Source organism: Nostocoides veronense, from assembly GCF_039531185.1.
In the GTDB taxonomy this organism is placed as follows: Bacteria; Actinomycetota; Actinomycetes; order Actinomycetales; family Dermatophilaceae; genus Nostocoides_A; species Nostocoides_A veronense.
Genome location: NZ_BAAAPO010000039.1, coordinates 1 through 15,484, shown reverse-complemented (window position 1 = coordinate 15,484; position 15,484 = coordinate 1). Strand labels below are relative to the sequence as shown.

15 protein-coding genes and 1 tRNA gene are annotated in these 15,484 nt (G+C 69.1%); 8 read left to right on the top strand and 8 right to left on the bottom strand.

Features of this window, described 5'->3' with window-relative positions:
• The 5 genes from ABD225_RS12445 to ABD225_RS12425 are packed head-to-tail and all read right to left on the bottom strand — an operon-like array spanning position 1 to position 5,130.
• The gene (locus tag ABD225_RS12445; RefSeq protein WP_344085740.1) at positions 1-1,947 is read right to left on the bottom strand and encodes a penicillin-binding transpeptidase domain-containing protein; all 1,947 of its coding nucleotides are present in this window, start codon (positions 1,945-1,947) and stop codon (positions 1-3) included.
• A complete protein-coding gene (locus ABD225_RS12440) occupies positions 1,940-2,377 on the bottom strand; it encodes a Fur family transcriptional regulator (RefSeq protein ID WP_344085737.1) in 438 nt (145 codons plus the stop codon). The genes ABD225_RS12445 and ABD225_RS12440 overlap by 8 nt, the downstream gene beginning before the upstream one ends.
• Positions 2,374-3,393: an iron chelate uptake ABC transporter family permease subunit gene (locus tag ABD225_RS12435; RefSeq protein WP_344085734.1), complete on the bottom strand. Its 1,020-nt coding sequence runs from the start codon at positions 3,391-3,393 to the stop codon at positions 2,374-2,376. Before ABD225_RS12435 ends, ABD225_RS12440 begins: the two co-directional genes overlap by 4 nt.
• Positions 3,386-4,192 carry a metal ABC transporter ATP-binding protein gene (locus tag ABD225_RS12430; RefSeq protein WP_344085731.1) on the bottom strand — a complete coding sequence of 269 codons (807 nt, stop codon included), beginning with the start codon at positions 4,190-4,192 and terminating at the stop codon, positions 3,386-3,388. Before ABD225_RS12430 ends, ABD225_RS12435 begins: the two co-directional genes overlap by 8 nt.
• The gene (locus ABD225_RS12425; RefSeq protein ID WP_344085728.1) at positions 4,180-5,130 is read right to left on the bottom strand and encodes a metal ABC transporter substrate-binding protein; all 951 of its coding nucleotides are present in this window, start codon (positions 5,128-5,130) and stop codon (positions 4,180-4,182) included. Before ABD225_RS12425 ends, ABD225_RS12430 begins: the two co-directional genes overlap by 13 nt.
• 181 nt (positions 5,131-5,311) lie before the next feature.
• On the opposite strand from ABD225_RS12425, the gene ABD225_RS12420 reads away from it, so the two are divergent.
• Complete coding sequence (locus ABD225_RS12420; RefSeq protein ID WP_344085725.1) at positions 5,312-6,103, top strand: lipase family alpha/beta hydrolase; 792 nt, start codon at positions 5,312-5,314, stop codon at positions 6,101-6,103.
• Here the strand turns inward: ABD225_RS12420 and ABD225_RS12415 are convergent.
• Positions 6,081-6,365 (bottom strand): DUF6703 family protein, encoded by a 285-nt coding sequence (locus ABD225_RS12415; protein ID WP_344085887.1) that lies wholly within the window; start codon positions 6,363-6,365, stop codon positions 6,081-6,083. The genes ABD225_RS12420 and ABD225_RS12415 overlap by 23 nt on opposite strands.
• A gap of 119 nt (positions 6,366-6,484) precedes the next feature.
• Between ABD225_RS12415 and ABD225_RS12410 the strand changes: the two genes are divergently transcribed.
• Together ABD225_RS12410 and ABD225_RS12405 are read left to right on the top strand one after the other, a co-directional pair.
• Positions 6,485-7,003 (top strand): SigE family RNA polymerase sigma factor, encoded by a 519-nt coding sequence (locus ABD225_RS12410; protein WP_344085723.1) that lies wholly within the window; start codon positions 6,485-6,487, stop codon positions 7,001-7,003.
• Positions 7,000-8,250 (top strand): hypothetical protein, encoded by a 1,251-nt coding sequence (locus ABD225_RS12405; RefSeq protein ID WP_344085720.1) that lies wholly within the window; start codon positions 7,000-7,002, stop codon positions 8,248-8,250. Before ABD225_RS12410 ends, ABD225_RS12405 begins: the two co-directional genes overlap by 4 nt.
• A gap of 51 nt (positions 8,251-8,301) precedes the next feature.
• On the opposite strand, the gene ABD225_RS12400 is transcribed toward ABD225_RS12405, so the two are convergent.
• On the bottom strand, positions 8,302-9,231 hold the full coding sequence (locus ABD225_RS12400) for a sulfurtransferase (RefSeq protein WP_344085717.1): 930 nt from the start codon (positions 9,229-9,231) through the stop codon (positions 8,302-8,304).
• A 139-nt stretch (positions 9,232-9,370) separates the two neighbouring features.
• Between ABD225_RS12400 and dusB the strand changes: the two genes are divergently transcribed.
• From dusB to ABD225_RS12375, 5 genes are all read left to right on the top strand, one after another.
• Positions 9,371-10,561: a tRNA dihydrouridine synthase DusB gene (gene dusB, locus ABD225_RS12395; RefSeq protein ID WP_344085714.1), complete on the top strand. Its 1,191-nt coding sequence runs from the start codon at positions 9,371-9,373 to the stop codon at positions 10,559-10,561.
• Positions 10,562-10,601: 40 nt separating this feature from the next.
• Positions 10,602-11,279, top strand: a complete 678-nt coding sequence (locus ABD225_RS12390; RefSeq protein ID WP_344085711.1) for a YdeI/OmpD-associated family protein — start codon at positions 10,602-10,604, stop codon at positions 11,277-11,279.
• Entirely contained in the window at positions 11,276-12,511 is a 1,236-nt protein-coding gene (locus ABD225_RS12385) for a deoxyguanosinetriphosphate triphosphohydrolase (protein ID WP_344085708.1), read from the top strand. Before ABD225_RS12390 ends, ABD225_RS12385 begins: the two co-directional genes overlap by 4 nt.
• A 215-nt stretch (positions 12,512-12,726) precedes the next feature.
• Positions 12,727-14,637, top strand: a complete 1,911-nt coding sequence (gene dnaG / locus ABD225_RS12380; protein WP_344085705.1) for a DNA primase — start codon at positions 12,727-12,729, stop codon at positions 14,635-14,637.
• Between the two features lie 2 nt (positions 14,638-14,639).
• Positions 14,640-15,158, top strand: a complete 519-nt coding sequence (locus tag ABD225_RS12375) for a hypothetical protein (protein ID WP_344085702.1) — start codon at positions 14,640-14,642, stop codon at positions 15,156-15,158.
• Positions 15,159-15,278: 120 nt separating this feature from the next.
• On the opposite strand, the gene ABD225_RS12370 is transcribed toward ABD225_RS12375, so the two are convergent.
• A tRNA-Asn gene (locus ABD225_RS12370) sits at positions 15,279-15,351 on the bottom strand.
• Positions 15,352-15,484 lie beyond the last annotated feature (133 nt).

Genomic DNA, 15,484 nt, shown 5'->3' with positions numbered 1-15,484 from the left:
TCAGCGGGCGATGCGGCGCAAGAAGTCTTCGAGGACGGGACCCGCTGTGCGGGAACCGCTTTCGCCCTTCTCGACGAAGACCGCCACGGCCAGGTCGCCCTGGATGGCGATCATCCAGGCGTGCGTGGGGGGCGGGTTGCCGCTGCCATATTCCGCCGTGCCGGTCTTGGCCATCACCGGCTTGCCGGGGACGCGCGCGAGGAAGCGCGCGGACCCCTCGGTGACGACGGCGCGCATCATCGAGCGCAATGCCTTGGCTTCGTCCGCCGTGATCGGCCGCCCACCAATCGGCGCAGGTTCCGTCGCCGGCTCGGTCACGAAGACCGGCGAACCCGGCTCGCCGCGCGCGATGGCGGCAGCGACCGTGGCCATCGCCAGCGGCGTGGCGACGACCTTGCCCTGGCCAATGGAAGCTGCCGCGAAGTCCACCTTCCCGCCATCCGTTGGCACGGTGCCCAAGGCCGCAGGGATGCCGGCCGTCGGCGGCGCCGTCAGGCCGACCGCCGCGGCGGCCTGAGCCAGCGAGTCGGCAGCCAACGAACGGGTCGCCGAGATCATCGCCGTATTGCACGAATTGGCGATCGCCGTCACCAGCGGAATGGACCCGCGCGCACTGCTCGGATAGTCCGAATAGTTCGTGAAGGTGCGCCCGTCGATGATGATGCTCTTGTCGCACGGCACCGGCGAACTCGGCCGCAAGCCGGCGCGCAACAACGCCAGAGCGGTCACCGGTTTGAAGGTCGAACCGGGAGGGTACTGTCCCAGCGTCGCCGTCGAATATCCTTCGCTCCCAGGGCCACTCGCCGCCGCGAGGATGTGCATGTCTGACGGCCGAATGGCCACCAGCGCCGACGCGCCACGCTTCGACACCTGATCGAGCGCCAGCTCCGCGGCCTCCTGAATGACCGGGTCCAGTGTCGTCGCGACGGGCAGACCTTGGCGGGCGGGCACGGCATACAGATCCCGCGGCGAGGCGCCCACCATCAGCGCCTGGACGGTGAAGCCATCCCGCCCGCCGAGACGATCATTGAGGGACTGCTGAAGCCCGCTCAACCCCACGATGGTGCCGGCGCGCAGGCTGCCGCCGGACTTCTGGATCATCTCGGCGGTCGCCTGGCCGACCGTGCCGAGCAGGGGCCGGGCGAAGCGCGCGGTCGGCGCGAGCGGCAGTTCGTCGGGCAGCAGTCGCAGCCCGGGGAAGTCCTTGGCGTCCTCGGCGATGCCGATCAACTCGCGTGCCTCGTCGCGATAGACGATCGCCTCGACGAACGCTTTGGGGCCCGCTGCGGCGACCGCGGCCGCATACGCCGACGGATCGATCCCGACGCGGCGCGCGAGCGACTTGGCGCTCGCCGCAAGCACTTTGGCGTCTGGCTCCCGCTGCTTGTCCAAGCCGACGCGGGTCACCGGCCGCGGCATGACGAGCGGATCCTGATCGCCATCGAGAATGTCGCCGCGCACCGCGACTTCGCGCACGGCATTGAGCACCTCTTCGTCGCGCAAACCCTTGGCGATGACCTCGTGCGACCAGGTGCCGACCCACTCGACCCCCTCCGCGCGCGTAATCGCCGCGATAGGCATCGTCGACTGATAAGTCCACGCCGCCTTGTCCGCGTGGATCTTCCATGACTGATCGAAGGTGATCGTGCCGCGCCGCTCGCCCTTGTCGAGCACCACGGAGGCGACCTTGACCACCGGTCGCAACTTGCCCATGCCAGCGAGGACCTTGGCGTAATCCGCTTCCAGCGCAGCGCGATCCGTCGATTGCAGACCCTCCGGAAGCGTGCCCGTGGCCAACGCTTTGGCGGCCTTCTCGGCATACAACCCGGCCGCCAGGCGTGCCTGCGAATCGTGCCCAAGGAACCACACCGACCCGGCCAGCGCACCGGTCAGCGCGAGGATGCCGACGAGCGCAAGGATCAATGCCCGGATCGATCGTTCACGCATCCGCGCGTGCTCCCTCCGTCGTCCGGGTGCTGCACGGCGCGCAACAGCCCACGATCTCCACGGTGTGATCCACCGCAGTGAAACCGTATGCGGTCGCGGTGGCCACAGCCCACCGTTCGACCTCACCGGCCGAAATTTCCACGGTCCGGCCACACTCTCGGCACACCAGGTGGTGATGGTGGCCGGCGCTGCACGCGCGATAGAGCGACTCGCCCGCCGCCGTGCGCAGCACATCGATCCGGCCCGCATCGGCGAGCGATTGGAGCGTCCGATAGACCGTCGCAAGGCCGACGGGACTGCCGTCGTCCTTCAGCGCCGCATGCCATTCCTGGGCGGAGCGGAAGTCGCCGCGCGCGTCAAGGATGTCGCTGACGGCCTGTTGCTGCCGGGTCAGCCGCCGCGGCTTCTCGCCCGTCTGTGCCCCGCTCATCGCGCGCCGCCCGCGTGCTCGTGGGCATGTCCTCCCGGCTCGTGGGTATGCCCGCCCGCCGCGTGCTCGTCGTAGTGATCGGCGTGCGCGGCGTGCCGGTGTCCGTCGTGGAGATAGTCGATGTGGTCGCCGTGCGCGATGGCGGTGTGTCCGCAATCCGGGCCGTGTTCGTGGTCGTGCCGCTCGGCTCGAGCATGGGCCGCGTCGCGCCGGTGCTGGATGCCGGAGGCCGCTGCGGCAACGCAGAAGACTCCCAGCGCGATGAGCACAATCGTTGCGCCGGAGGGGGTTTCGGCATAGAAGGAGGTGACGACACCGCCCAGCGCCGACACCAGCCCGAAAGCCACCGCGATCCGCGTTGCCGAGGAAAAGGACCGCGAGAGCAGTTGCGCGCTGGCATTCGGGATGATCATCAGGGCACTGATCAACAACAACCCGACCACCCGCATCGACACCACGACCGTGACCGCCGTGAGGATCGAGAGCAGCAGGTTGATCCGCACGACCGGCAGGCCGGAAGCGCGGGCATACTCCTCATCCTGCGCCACGGCAAACAGCCACGGGCGCAACAGGATTGACGTCGCCACCACGGTGACCGTCAGCGCCAGGAAGATGTAGAGATCGGTCGTCGTTGTCGCCGTGATCGAGCCGAAAAGATAAGACGTGAGGTTCGCCGGCGTGCCCTGCGGCGAGAGGCCAATCAGGACGACACCGGCCGCGATGCCGCCATAGAACATCAGGGCGAGCGCCAGGTCGCTGCTTGGCCCGCCGCGCGAGCGCGCCACCTCGATCGCCACGGCCGCGAGCACTGCCGTGACCAGTGCCGTCAGCACCGGCTCGCTCGATGTCAGCAGCCCGATCGCGACACCGGCGAGCGCGACATGCCCCAGGCCGTCGCCGATGAGCGATAGCCGGCGCTGCACGAGGAAGATGCCGACCTGCGGCGCCGCCGCCCCGATGAGCAAGGCCGCGATAAGCGCATTGCGCATGAAGGCATAGTCGAGCAACTCAAGCATGAGGGCTCCCGTGGTCAAAGGTGTCGGTCGGCAAATGCCCTGGGGTGGAACGGTGTTCGGGGGAGTGGCCGTGGTGATGCCCGTCCATCGGCGCCCCGGTCATCGTCGTGAAGTCGGCGGGCGAGCCATCCCAGGAGATCGTGCCCTCGTCGACGACGAGGACGCGCGTGATGACATCGGCCAGCGCCTGCAATTCGTGGGTGACGATGAGCATCGTCGTCCCGCGGGCGGCAAGCGTCTCCAGGACCCCCGCCAAGATGAGCTGATTGGCGTGATCCACGCCGGCCGTCGGCTCATCCATGATCAGCACATCCGGGCTCGCCGCGAGCGCCCGCGCAATGAGCACCCGACGCTGCTGCCCGCCGGACAACGCCGACACATCGGCGCCGGCCCGCTCGCCAAGCCCCACGACTTCGAGAGCCCGGGCTATGGCCTGGCGGTCCGCATACGCATCCCGCCGCCAGGGGCGCCACCACGCGCGATAGGGGAGCCGCCCGATCGCGACGATCTCGGCGACGGTGGCGCGCACCGAGTTCGCGAGCGTATGCCGTTGCGGGACATAGCCAATTCGTCGCCGGTCGACCTCCTCCAGGGGTTGGTCCAAGACATTCGCGCGCCCGCCGAGGTGCTCGGTCAGACCGAGCAGGCCTTTGACGAGCGTGGACTTGCCGGCGCCATTGGGGCCGAGCACGGCGACGACTTCGCCGGGGGCGATGCTCACGGTGACGCCGGAGACGATGGGGGTTCCGGCATGCCCGAAGGCGGCGTCCTGCAGGTCGATGATCGTCACGGGCGGCATTGCTGACCTTTCGCCAGGGTGTCGATATTGGCGCGCATCAGACCGAGGTAGTCATCGGCGGCAGAGCGAGCGTTGAGGCCTTCGATCGGGTCCAGCACGGCCGTCTGCGCGCCGGTCTCGGCGGCGATGACCTCGGCGACCCGCGGCGGCGCGAGCGGTTCGACATAGATCGTGCGCACGCCATCGCTGCGGATCAAATCGGTGATGGCGGCCAATTGCGCTGCGGTGGGCTCACTTTCGGGGTTCAGGGCCAGCGCGTGCTGGTGCAGACCGGTCACGGCGGCGAGGTGGGCGTATGCCGCGTGGCTGGTCACCATTTCGGGCTGCGCGCAGTCGCTCAGCCGGCTGCGCAGTTCGCCATCCAGGCTGGTGAGGTCGGCATCGAGCGCTGAGGCTCGCTTCGTGTAGTCGGCGGTGCCTGCGGGATCAGCCTGGCTCAGCCCAGCGGCCACGGCGTCGGCCGCGCGGCGCATCAACTGGGGGTCGAGCCAGAAGTGCGGGTCCTGACTTGGGTCGGTCGCCGCCTCATGCTCGTGGTCGTGCCCGTCCTCGGCAGCATCCTCGTGGTCGCCCGTCCCCGCCAGGTTCAGCCCGAGCGCCGCGGTCAGGTCCACCACGCGGCGCGGGGCGCTCGCCGCGATGCCCTGATCGACGGCCGGTTGGAAGTGGCTCTCGGTGACGACGAGATCGGCCTTGGCCAGCTGAATCAACTGTTTGGCGGTCAGTTCCACGTCATGGGGTTCCGCGCCCGGGCGCGTCAGGGAGGTCACCTCGACGCGGGGGCCGCCGATCTGCTCCGCGAGGTACTGCGCGGCATAGAAGCCCACCACGACTCTCGGCCGGCCACTGGTGTCCCCCGACCCGGCGGGCGAGCACCCGGCCAGGGCGAGCGCCGCGACGGCCAGGAGGGCCGGCATACGAGCCCGGACAGCGAACATGAGAATCATTCTCAATCAGCGGAACGTCCGCCGTCAAACCGCCACCCGCGACGCGCCCAAAGGGTGGTGTGACATGCCGGACACACCGAATTGCTACCTCTCAGTAGGTTTCTCGTCGCCAACGGGTCATACTGAAGTGGTGCGTCCGTCAATGATCCGGGGGCTCACCGAGGTCCCTCGTATGGCCGGTGAGGTGGGTGAGTACGCCGCTTTCCGGAGGGTGCTGAGCAAGGCTCGGCGCGGGGAAGGCCAGCACGTCCTCGTCCTGCCCGGCCTGATGGCGGGGGATTACACGACGCTCTTGCTGCGCAACTATCTCGCCTCGCTCGGCTATCACCCGCACGGCTGGGGCGTGGGACGCAATATCGGCCCGACCCGACAGATCGTGGATTCGATGCGCGAGAGCGTCGAGACTCTCACCTCCGAGCACGGCCCCATCTCGATCATCGGCTGGAGCCTGGGGGGGTTGTATGCCCGCCAGCTCGGCCGGGCTTATCCCGACCAGGTCCGTCAGGTCATCACCTTGGCCTCACCCTTCCGGCTGATCCACCGCGGCGACACCCTCGCGACCCTGGTCTTCGATCGCTACCGGCACCTGCACGTGTCCGCCGAGGAGCTCGATCTGCCCGAGCAGGAGCACCTGCGCGACCCGATGCCGATCCCGACGACCGCGATCTATTCGCGCAGCGACGGTATCGTGCCCTGGCAGGCGTGTCTCAACGAGCTCTATGGCACCGCGGAGAACATCGAGGTCAAGGCCTCGCATATCGGGATGGGACACCACCCGGCCGCGCTCTGGGCGATCGCCGACCGGCTCGCGTTGCCGCTCGGGACGCAGAATTGGCGGCCGTTCAAGGTGCCGCACAGCCTGCGCCGCTGGTATCCCACGCCGCTGAACTGGCCCCTGGACGAGGAGTTCCTGGCCGACCTCGCCCCGGAGGGCGATGCGGTCAACGAGGTCGCGACTGGATGACCGCGATCGCCGCGACGAAGACGATCACGGCGAAGCGCATCAGCTTTTCCACGCCGGTCAGGCGCGGCCAGCTGAGCGACAAGATCCACACGAAGAAAAGCGCCACGATCGCGGTGGCAATCCAGCCATAGGTCGGCACGAACGCTCCGACGCCCATCAGCACGAGCACCGCCAGCACCGGCACGATCCGCGGCAGCCGCGCCATCGCGACGAGGGCGCGTTCGCTGGCATTGCGGGGCTGCGGCATGGGGGATCCGGACACGATCAGCAAGGCTACCCGCCTAGCGATGGCGAATTTTCCGCGGTCGGCCCAACCTGCCTGCGGGGCCCGGGCGTTAGGTGATCAAGAGGGTTCCAGCGTCAGGTGGGAGGGTCAGGGATATGGCGACGCCGATGGATCCGGGCTTCGAGCAGTATGTCCGTGGCCGCCAGCAGCACTTGGTGCGGGCGGCATACCTCATGTGCGGGGACGCGGCGCAGGCCGAGGATCTGGTGCAGGAGGCGCTGATCAAGCTCGCCGGGCGCTGGTCGAAGTTGCGCTTCGAGAATCCGGACGGCTATGTCCGCCGGATTCTCTATCACGACGCCATTTCCGCGTGGCGCAGCACGCGGCGCGAAGTGCTCACCGAGGGTATGCCGGACGCCCCGCACCCGGGTCCCTCGCCGGCCGATCGGGCCGGGTTGCGCACCGACGTGATCGCCGCGCTGCGGCGGCTGCCCGAGCGGCAGCGGGCCGTGGTGGTGCTGCGCTACTTCGAGGATCGCAGCGAGATCGATACCGCGGAGGTGCTCGGCATCAGCGTCGGCACGGTCAAGAACCAAGCCCACGACGGCCTGGCGAATCTGCGAAAAGTCATGGGGGAGAACGGCATCGTGAGCACGAAGGAGGACGGGCGATGAGCCAGGAGATAATGGACCTGTTGGAGCGGGCGAGCGCGGATGTGCCCGAGGTCGACCTTGCCGCCAGCGCGTGGGCCGAAGCCGGTCGTCGGCGTGCCCGTCGTCGAATGGCTTGGGGCAGTGGAGGATTGGCGGCAATCGCGGCGAGTGCTGTGGGCGTCGCAGTGCTAGCCGGTGGCCGCGAGGTGGCGCAGCCGCCGGCAACGCAGACCACCACGAGCACTCCCCGTGTCGCCGGGGAATTGCTGACCACAGAGCTCCCGGACCCCGGGAAGGTCGAGCGCCTCCCGGCATACGCCGACTTTGAGATCCCTGGCCTGAGCGGGTCGGTCGATCTGCTCAAGGACGCCCAGAAGTTCTCGCAGACAACGGGTTTCGCACCCGGTGAGCAGATCGTCGCGGCCTTCTCAGAGGCGGAGCCGCCGCAAGTCGGCGTCGTGACGAGCACGGGACGGATTCTCGTCTTCGACGACCTGTCGCTGGTCGCGCAAACGGATGCCGAGGGCAACTCTGGCTTCGGGCTGTCGACGGCGGCGATCGGGGCTGACCGGACCGCGCTCGTCATCAGCCAGCCGACCGGTCTCCTCGTGATCGACAGCACCCAATCCGGGAGGCGCCCGTGGCGCACGATTCCGGTGCCGGACACGCACCTCGGACCGGCCAACTTCCTCGACGCCGGACCGATCGTGGTGACGTCATCGGGTCCGCAGAACTACCTCGTCGATATCACCACCGGCGAGGTGCGCAAGTCCGCGAGTGGCTGGCCGGGCGGCCGCGTCATTCTGTCCGGTGGTGGGGACCTTGGCCCGATCACGGCGGAGGCGTACGACCCCACGATCGGCGCGTTCACGAAGGTCCCCGTCCCGCCCGAGCGCCGCTACCGGATCTGGGTGGACGGCCCGGACACCGCGACGTGGACCAGCGCTGCGACTGACCTGGCGGACCGGAGCCGGGACGGCTTCCAAGGCGTCATGGCGATGCGTTATGGCACGAGTCCGTCGCCCTTGCCCGCGCCCGTCGTGCTCGCCGACGCGAGTGGCTTCGACGCCGACGGCACCAATCGGTCCAAGGGTGGTGTGCAGCCGCTGGCCTGGCTCACGGAAGATGTCTTGCTCGTCTCGGCGGGCGGCAGCACGCGATATCCCGCAACCGATCTCGTGGCGTGGAATGTGCGCACCCAAGACCTGCGGTATGTCGCGTCCCTGACCGGGATGCCCGTGCAGCTGGTCATGGTCGGCCAGCTCTGAGATGAGTGCCTGAGTGCGCTGATTCGGCGGACGGCCGGCCCACGGGTCGGCTCAGGAACCGGTGGCGACCGGCCGCCCAGGGTCGGTGATCCACTCACTCCAGCTCCCGGCATACACCCCGGCGGTGACGCCGATCTGCCGCAGCGCGAGGGCCAGGCGGGCGGCGGTGATGCCGCTGCCGCAGTAGGCCGCGACCTCGGCATGCTCGAAGACGCCGAGCCCGGCGAAATAGGCGTGCAGCGCCTCCTTGTCGAGCAGCCGGCCATCGGCGTCGGTGAATTCTGCCAAGGGTGCGTTGACCGCCCCGGGGATGTGCCCGGCGACCGGGTCGATGGGCTCGACGCGCCCCTCGAAGCGCTCGGCCGCGCGGGCGTCCAGGAGCAGCCCGCCCTCAGCGACGCGGGCCGCGGCCTCGGCATCCAGGAGCGGCAGCGCACCAGGACGTATGACGATCCCGCCCGCCGCGACCGGCCCCGGCACCTCGTCGGTCACCGGATGGCCCTCGCGCTGCCACAGCGCCAGCCCACCGTCGAGGACGCGCACGCCGGCCAGGCCGATGTAGGTGAGCAGCCACCAGGCGCGAGCGGACCCCATACCGCTGCCCTGGTCGTATACGACGACCGCGCTGTCGTCGCTGAGCCCGAGGCGGCGCAGCGTGCGCTGCAGGCGGGCCAGGTCGGGCAGTGGGTGCCGGCCACCGGCGCCTGGCGGGTCGGCGAGGTCGACATCGACGTCGACGAACTGGGCACCCGGCAGGTGGGCGACGGCATACAACTCCCGCCCAGTGATTCCGGTGAGATTGAACGAGGCATCGAGCAGCACCGGTTGTTGTGGCCCTGCCAACTCGGCGGCGAGGGCGTCGGGCGTGATGAGCGAGGTCATGGCGGCGTCCTTCCAGGCGATCGCGGGCGTGGCACCAGCATGCCGCACGCGCCCGACGCGCGATTGGTGCGCCCGCGCGGCTGACCAGGGCGGCGTCATACGGCTGAGTCCACCATTGCGTCCTAGCCCACGCATGTGGTCGTGAGTCCCACATCCGGCGGTGTGACCCACGACCAAACGCTGGGGCTGTGACCGAATGGGGGAGTCAGGCGCGCGCCGATGGGACAATCGAGGCATCATGTCCGCCCCAGCCGCCGCCGCGCCCGTGCTCGCACCTTTGCGCTTCGGGCCCCTGACGATCGATTCGCCGGTGGTGCTGGCGCCGATGGCGGGCATCACCAATCGGGCCTTCCGTCGCCTGTGCCGCGAATACGGCAGCGCCGGCGGAACCGGGGCGAATGCGCTCTATGTCAGCGAGATGATCACCTCGCGGGCCCTGGTCGAGCGCAACGAGTTGACGATGAAGCTCATCGAGCATGACCCCGGCGAGTCGCCGCGCAGCACCCAGCTCTACAGCGTCGATCCGGTCACGACGGCGGCGGCGGTGCGCCTCCTGGTCACCGAGGATCGCGCCGATCACATCGACCTCAACTTCGGCTGCCCCGTGCCCAAGGTGACGCGGCGAGGCGGCGGGGGAGCCCTGCCCTGGAAGAAGGAGCTCTTCCGTTCCATCGTCGCGGCCGCCGTGCGGGAGGCCGAGCCGTATGACGTGCCCGTCACGGTGAAGATGCGGATGGGCATCGACGTCGATCACGTCACCTATCTCGACGCGGGCCGGCTCGCCGAAGCCGCCGGCGCCGCAGCCGTTGCCCTGCACGCCCGCTATGTCGACCAGGCCTACTCCGGCGTCGCCGACTGGAGCGCCATAGCCCGCCTCAAGGAGACCGTGCGCAGCATCCCGGTTCTCGGCAATGGCGACATCTGGTCGGCCGAGGATGCGCTGCGGCTGGTCGCCGAGTCCGGCTGCGATGGCGTGGTTGTCGGGCGCGGATGTCTCGGCCGCCCATGGCTATTCGCCGATCTGGCCAATGGCTTTGCGGGCTCGCCGGAGCGGGTGACGCCGACCCTCGGGGAGGTGGGGGCGACGCTGCGCCGGCACGCGGCATACCTCTGCGACTTCTATGAGGACGAAGCCAAGGGCTGCCGCGATATCCGCAAGCACATCGCGTGGTACCTCAAGGGCTTCCCCGCCGGCTCCCAGATCCGCCACCAGCTCGCGCTCGTCAACACGCTCGCCGACCTCGATGCCCTGATCGCCGATCTCGACGCGTCCGCGCCCTGGCCCGGGGCACCTGCCGAGGGTCAGCGGGGCCGGGCCGGCAACCCGCGCCGCGTGGCCCTGCCCGACGGCTGGCTGGACAGCCAGGAGCTCACGGCTGAGCAGGCGGCGCTGGTCGCTGAGGCCGAGGACAGCGTGAGCGGCGGCTGATCTGGGCCGGTTGTCGGTGGGCTCTGGCAGGGTTGGACGTATGAGAGCGCGGATCGGCACACCCGGTGGCTCACCGGAGCGCCCGGCCCTCTTCTTCGAGGGGCCGGCGGAGTTTCGCGCGTGGCTGGAGGCCAACCATGAAACGGCGAGCGAATTGTGGATGGGCCTGCGCAAGAAGCATGTCGCCGACCGGGGTCTGACCTGGGAAGACGCCGTGTCCGAGGCGCTCTGTTTCGGCTGGATCGACTCCGTCGCCCAGCGCATCGACGACGACAGCACCCGTCAGCGGTGGACCCCGCGCCGCCCGGGCAGCATCTGGAGCACCGTCAACATCGGCCTGGTCGAGGACCTGACCGCTGCGGGCCGGATGCGCCCGGCCGGGCTGGCGGCCTTCGAGCGCCGAAGACCGGAGAAGTCCGGCATCTACGCCTACGAAAAGCCGGGAGACCAGGCCCTGCCCGAGGCGTATGCAGCCCGCCTCGCCGCCGACGACCTCGCCTCTCGCTGGCTGGAGTTGGCTACGCCGACCTATCGCAAGATCGCCATTCATTGGGTGCTGTCCGCCAAGCAAGAGGCGACCCGCGACCGCCGGATGGGCGAACTCATCGCCGACAGCGCTCGCGGCCTGCTCATCAAGCCGCAGCGTTATGGCGAGACGCCGACCTGGGTCGCGCGCAACCGGGCGAGCCTCGGCATAGCCGAGCCGGAGGCGCCGTGACGGCTGGCTATGCCCCCGAGGACCTGGCCCGATGGGTGGGGGAGGACCCGGCGCTGAAACGCACCGACCGGGACGACTTTGCGCGCGATCGCGGCCGGCTCATCCACTCGGCTGCGTTGCGCCGGTTGGCCGCCAAGACGCAGGTGCTCTCACCGGATAGCGACGACTTCGTCCGCAACCGGTTGACCCATTCGCTCGAGGTGGCGCAGATCGGCCGCGAGTTCGGCGCGGCGCTTGGCTGCAATGGCGACCTCGTTGAAGTTGCTTGTCTCGCACACGATCTCGGCCACCCGCCATTTGGTCACAATGGCGAGCGCGCGCTGGATGAGGTGTGTGCCGGGATCGGCGGCTTCGAGGGCAATGCCCAGACGCTACGCATCCTGACGGGGTTGGAGGCTAAGCGATTTCACCCGGACGGCCGTCCTGCCGGGCTGAATCTGACACGTGCCGCCCTCGATGCGGCGACGAAGTATCCCTGGCTGCACGCCGACCGTCCCGAGGTCGGCAAGTTCGGGGCGTATGCCGATGACGCGGAGGTCTTCGCGTGGCTGCGTGCTGGGCGTGGCGCCGACGAACGCTGCCTGGAAGCCGACGTCATGGACTGGTCCGATGACGTGGCCTATTCGGTGCACGATGTCGAGGACGCGATCGCCAGCGGGCGGCTGGACCCGCGCGCTCTGCACGATCCCGCCGAGGTCGACATGGTTCTCGCCGTCGCGCACGGGGTGTATGCCGCGGACCTCACCGCCTCCGACCTCGCGGCCGCCCACGCCCGGCTCGCCGGCCTGGGGATCGTCCCGCAGGGCTATGACGGCACCCGCCGCGCCCAGGCCGCGCTGAAGGACATGACCTCGCGGCTGATCGGGCGCTTCGTCCAGGCCTCGGAGCTCGCCACCCGGGAGGTCTATGGCGACGGGCCGCTGACCCGCTATGCCGCGCGGCTCGTCGTGCCGGACGCGACGCGCGCCGAGTGCGCCGTGCTCAAGGCCGTGGCGGCGCATTACGTCATGTATGCCGAGGACCGGCTGACGATCCAGGCCCGCCAGCGCGAACTGGTCACGGCCCTGGTCGCGGCCTACGAGGCCGACCCCGCCCTCCTCGACCTCGACCGGCAAGAAGACCACGCCCTCGCCCCGAACGACGCGGCGCGGCGTCGTGTCGTGGTCGACCAGGTCGCCAGCCTGACCGATGTCCGTGCCTGGGCCATCGCCCGCGCCTGGGGCCTCGACTAACTCGCCCGCATGGTCGGCCGCCGGGTTGGGAGCGGCCGCCGAGTTGTGCAACTTCTGCTAACAGAGGTTAGTCAACTCCGCACACCTTGCTAGCTATGCGGATTCGACTAACCTGCGCTGACTTTGCCGAGGCGGCCGCTCGCCCCGGCACCCCACATACACTGGCCGCGGGTTGACCGGGCAGTAATGCGGGCAGTGACGGCGGAAGGAGCGAGGTGGCGGGCCGGATTCGGGCCGAGGACATCGCGGCCGTCAAGGACCGCTCCTCGATCGTCGAGGTCGTGCGCGATCACGTCACGCTGCGCAGCGCCGGCGTCGGCTCGCTCAAGGGCCTGTGCCCCTTCCATGACGAGAAGACCCCGTCGTTCACCGTCCGCGAGAGCGCCGGCACCTTTCACTGCTTCGGCTGTGGCGAGGGCGGTGATGTCGTCGCCTTCGTCCAGAAGATCGACCATCTCACCTTCGTCGAGGCCATCGAGCGCCTCGCCTCCCGGCTCGGCATGGAATTGCGGCGCGAGGAGGGCACAGGCGGGGCGCCCGAGGGCGGGCTCGGGCGGCGCTCTCGCCTGGTCGAGGCCCACCGCATCGCGCAGGAGATGTATGCCGATCTCCTGATCAACAGCCCCGACGCCCGCGCCGCGCGTGACTTCCTGCGCCAGCGCGATTTCACCGGAGCGCAGTGTGAGCGCTTCGGTGTCGGCTTCTCGCCCCGCGGGGGAGAGGTGCTCTCGCGGCTGTTGCGCAGCCGCGGATTCACCGAGGAGGAGACCGTCCTCGCGGGCCTGGTCGGTCGCGGCGGCCGGGGGAGCTATGACCGATTCCGCGGCCGGCTGATGTGGCCCATCCGCGACACCTCCGGCGACACCATCGGCTTCGGCGCCCGCCGGATCTTCGAGGACGATCGGATCGAGGCGAAATACCTCAACACCACCGAGACCTCGATCTACAAGAAGTCCCAAGTGCTCTATGGCATCGACCTGGCCAAAAAGGTCATCTCGCAAGGCCGGCAGGCGGTCGTTGTCGAGGGCTACACCGATGTCATGGCCGCGCACCTGTCCGGCGTCGAATCGGCCGTGGCGACCTGCGGCACCGCCTTCGGCGTCGATCACATCAAGCTGCTGCGCCGCCTGATGCGCGACGAGCCCGGCCTCGACCCCGCCCGGATCGTCTTCACCTTCGATGGCGATGCCGCCGGGCAGAAGGCCGCGATGAAGGCCTTCGCCGAGGACCAGCGGTGGACCGCCCAGTCCTTCGTCGCGGTCGCGGCCGACGGGATGGACCCGTGCGATCTGCGGTTGCGCAAGGGACCCGAGGCGGTCAAAGAACTCGTCGACGATGCCGTGCCGATGTTCGAGTTCGCCGTCCGAACTCTCATTGCCCGCCTCGACCTGACAACCGCTGAGGGACGGGTGGCGGCGATGAAAACCGTTGCCCCCGTGATCAACTCGATCAAGGACCCGTCGCTACGCCCCGAATACCAACGCACCGTCGCCGGCTGGATTGGCGTCGGCATCGAGCAACTCGCCGACCAGATGCGCCGCTCCGGCACTCTCGCGGCCCCCCAGGATGGCCCGCGCCGCCGCGACCCTGAGCCGGAGGAGCCGAGCGCTGCCGAGTTGGCGACGGCATACCCCATGCCCGACCTGCGCGACCCGATCGTCAACGCGGAATCGCAACTCCTGCAGGTGCTTTTGCAGTACCCCAATTCGGTCGGCGCCCAGATCGACGAGATTCCCCCGGAGGCTTTCGTCGCGCCGGCGCACCGCGCGGTCTTCGACGCGCTGCGCAGCGTCGAGCCGTGGGAGGGTATGACGCTCGCGCAGTGGGTCGCCGCCGTCACCGATCTCGCGCCGCTCGCGGTGCAGCCGATGGTCACCGCTCTTTCTGTGGCGACCCTGCCCGTCACCCTCGACGCCGCGACCGGCGGCCCGGAGCAGCGGTATGTCGATTCCCTCGTCATCCGGGTTCGCGAGGTCGCCTTGCGCCGCGAAATCGCCGACGCCATGTCGCTGATGCGCCGCCTGTCCTCCGACCCAGACGCGGACCCGGCGCAGGTGCGCGATGTTGCAAGCGGCCTGCAAGAGCGCCAACGTGCCCTCGCCCGACTTCGTGAAGGAACCACCTGACCATGGCCTGGCTGCGCCGCAAGAGCTCCGATCCCGAACTGCCACAAGCGATTCGCGACACCCTTGTCTTGGAGCGGGGCGAGCGGGTGCTCGCCTCCGCGCCCGCCGAAGACGGCACGTGGGTCCTGGTCACGACGACCCGGCTGTATGCCGCCGCGCCCGCCGGCGAGCCCCTCGCGCGGCCCTGGCATCTCGTCGACGGCGGGAAATGGGACCACGATGCCTTCACCCTGACGGTGACGTGGGTCGACGGTGCCAAACCCCAGCAGTGGGTCTTCCGTGAATCCATGCAAGTGCTCGCCGCCTTCCGCGAACGGGTGCAGGCCTCCGTGGTCCTGACCGAGCAAGTGCCGCTCGGCACTGGCCGCAGCGCGCGGGTTGTCATCCGCAAGAACCTCGCCGACGGCTCAATGCACGACCAGACCCTGCTCGGCAAGGGCGTCCGTCTCGCCGACCCCGGGGTGGCGCAGGCCGTCGCCGATGCCCGCGCCCGCCTCCGCGAGCAGGTCGGCCTGATCTAAGGACACTGGCGATCGCCAACGACGGGGGGTAACTCAGGAACGGAGTCGGTAAATCGGCTCCTAGGCTGCCAAAGAAAAAAGGCCCTGACGCGCGTTTCCGCAGGTCAGGGGCTTAGCTTGCTCCCCCGGTTGGACTCGAACCAACAACCCTTCGGTTAACAGCCGAATGCTCTGCCAGTTGAGCTACAGGGGAATGGTCTGGCACGCCTCGCGGCGCTCGGAAACCATAGCAAACACCGGGCGGCATCCCGAAACTGACGCATTGACTCATCCAAGATGCCCGCGTGGGTTGCTTCGTTGCCTCATCCACGAATGCCCGCGTGGGT

Excerpts from the sequence above, each read along its gene's own strand:
- ABD225_RS12445 (WP_344085740.1), bottom strand. The coding sequence starts at position 1,947 with ATGCGTGAACGATCGATCCGGGCATTGATCCTTGCGCTCGTCGGCATC.
- ABD225_RS12440 (WP_344085737.1), bottom strand. The coding sequence starts at position 2,377 with ATGAGCGGGGCACAGACGGGCGAGAAGCCGCGGCGGCTGACCCGGCAG.
- ABD225_RS12435 (WP_344085734.1), bottom strand. The coding sequence starts at position 3,393 with ATGCTTGAGTTGCTCGACTATGCCTTCATGCGCAATGCGCTTATCGCG.
- ABD225_RS12430 (WP_344085731.1), bottom strand. The coding sequence starts at position 4,192 with ATGCCGCCCGTGACGATCATCGACCTGCAGGACGCCGCCTTCGGGCAT.
- ABD225_RS12425 (WP_344085728.1), bottom strand. The coding sequence starts at position 5,130 with ATGTTCGCTGTCCGGGCTCGTATGCCGGCCCTCCTGGCCGTCGCGGCG.
- ABD225_RS12420 (WP_344085725.1), top strand. The coding sequence starts at position 5,312 with ATGGCCGGTGAGGTGGGTGAGTACGCCGCTTTCCGGAGGGTGCTGAGC.
- ABD225_RS12410 (WP_344085723.1), top strand. The coding sequence starts at position 6,485 with ATGGCGACGCCGATGGATCCGGGCTTCGAGCAGTATGTCCGTGGCCGC.
- ABD225_RS12405 (WP_344085720.1), top strand. The coding sequence starts at position 7,000 with ATGAGCCAGGAGATAATGGACCTGTTGGAGCGGGCGAGCGCGGATGTG.
- ABD225_RS12400 (WP_344085717.1), bottom strand. The coding sequence starts at position 9,231 with ATGACGCCGCCCTGGTCAGCCGCGCGGGCGCACCAATCGCGCGTCGGG.
- dusB (WP_344085714.1), top strand. The coding sequence starts at position 9,371 with ATGTCCGCCCCAGCCGCCGCCGCGCCCGTGCTCGCACCTTTGCGCTTC.
- ABD225_RS12390 (WP_344085711.1), top strand. The coding sequence starts at position 10,602 with ATGAGAGCGCGGATCGGCACACCCGGTGGCTCACCGGAGCGCCCGGCC.
- ABD225_RS12375 (WP_344085702.1), top strand. The coding sequence starts at position 14,640 with ATGGCCTGGCTGCGCCGCAAGAGCTCCGATCCCGAACTGCCACAAGCG.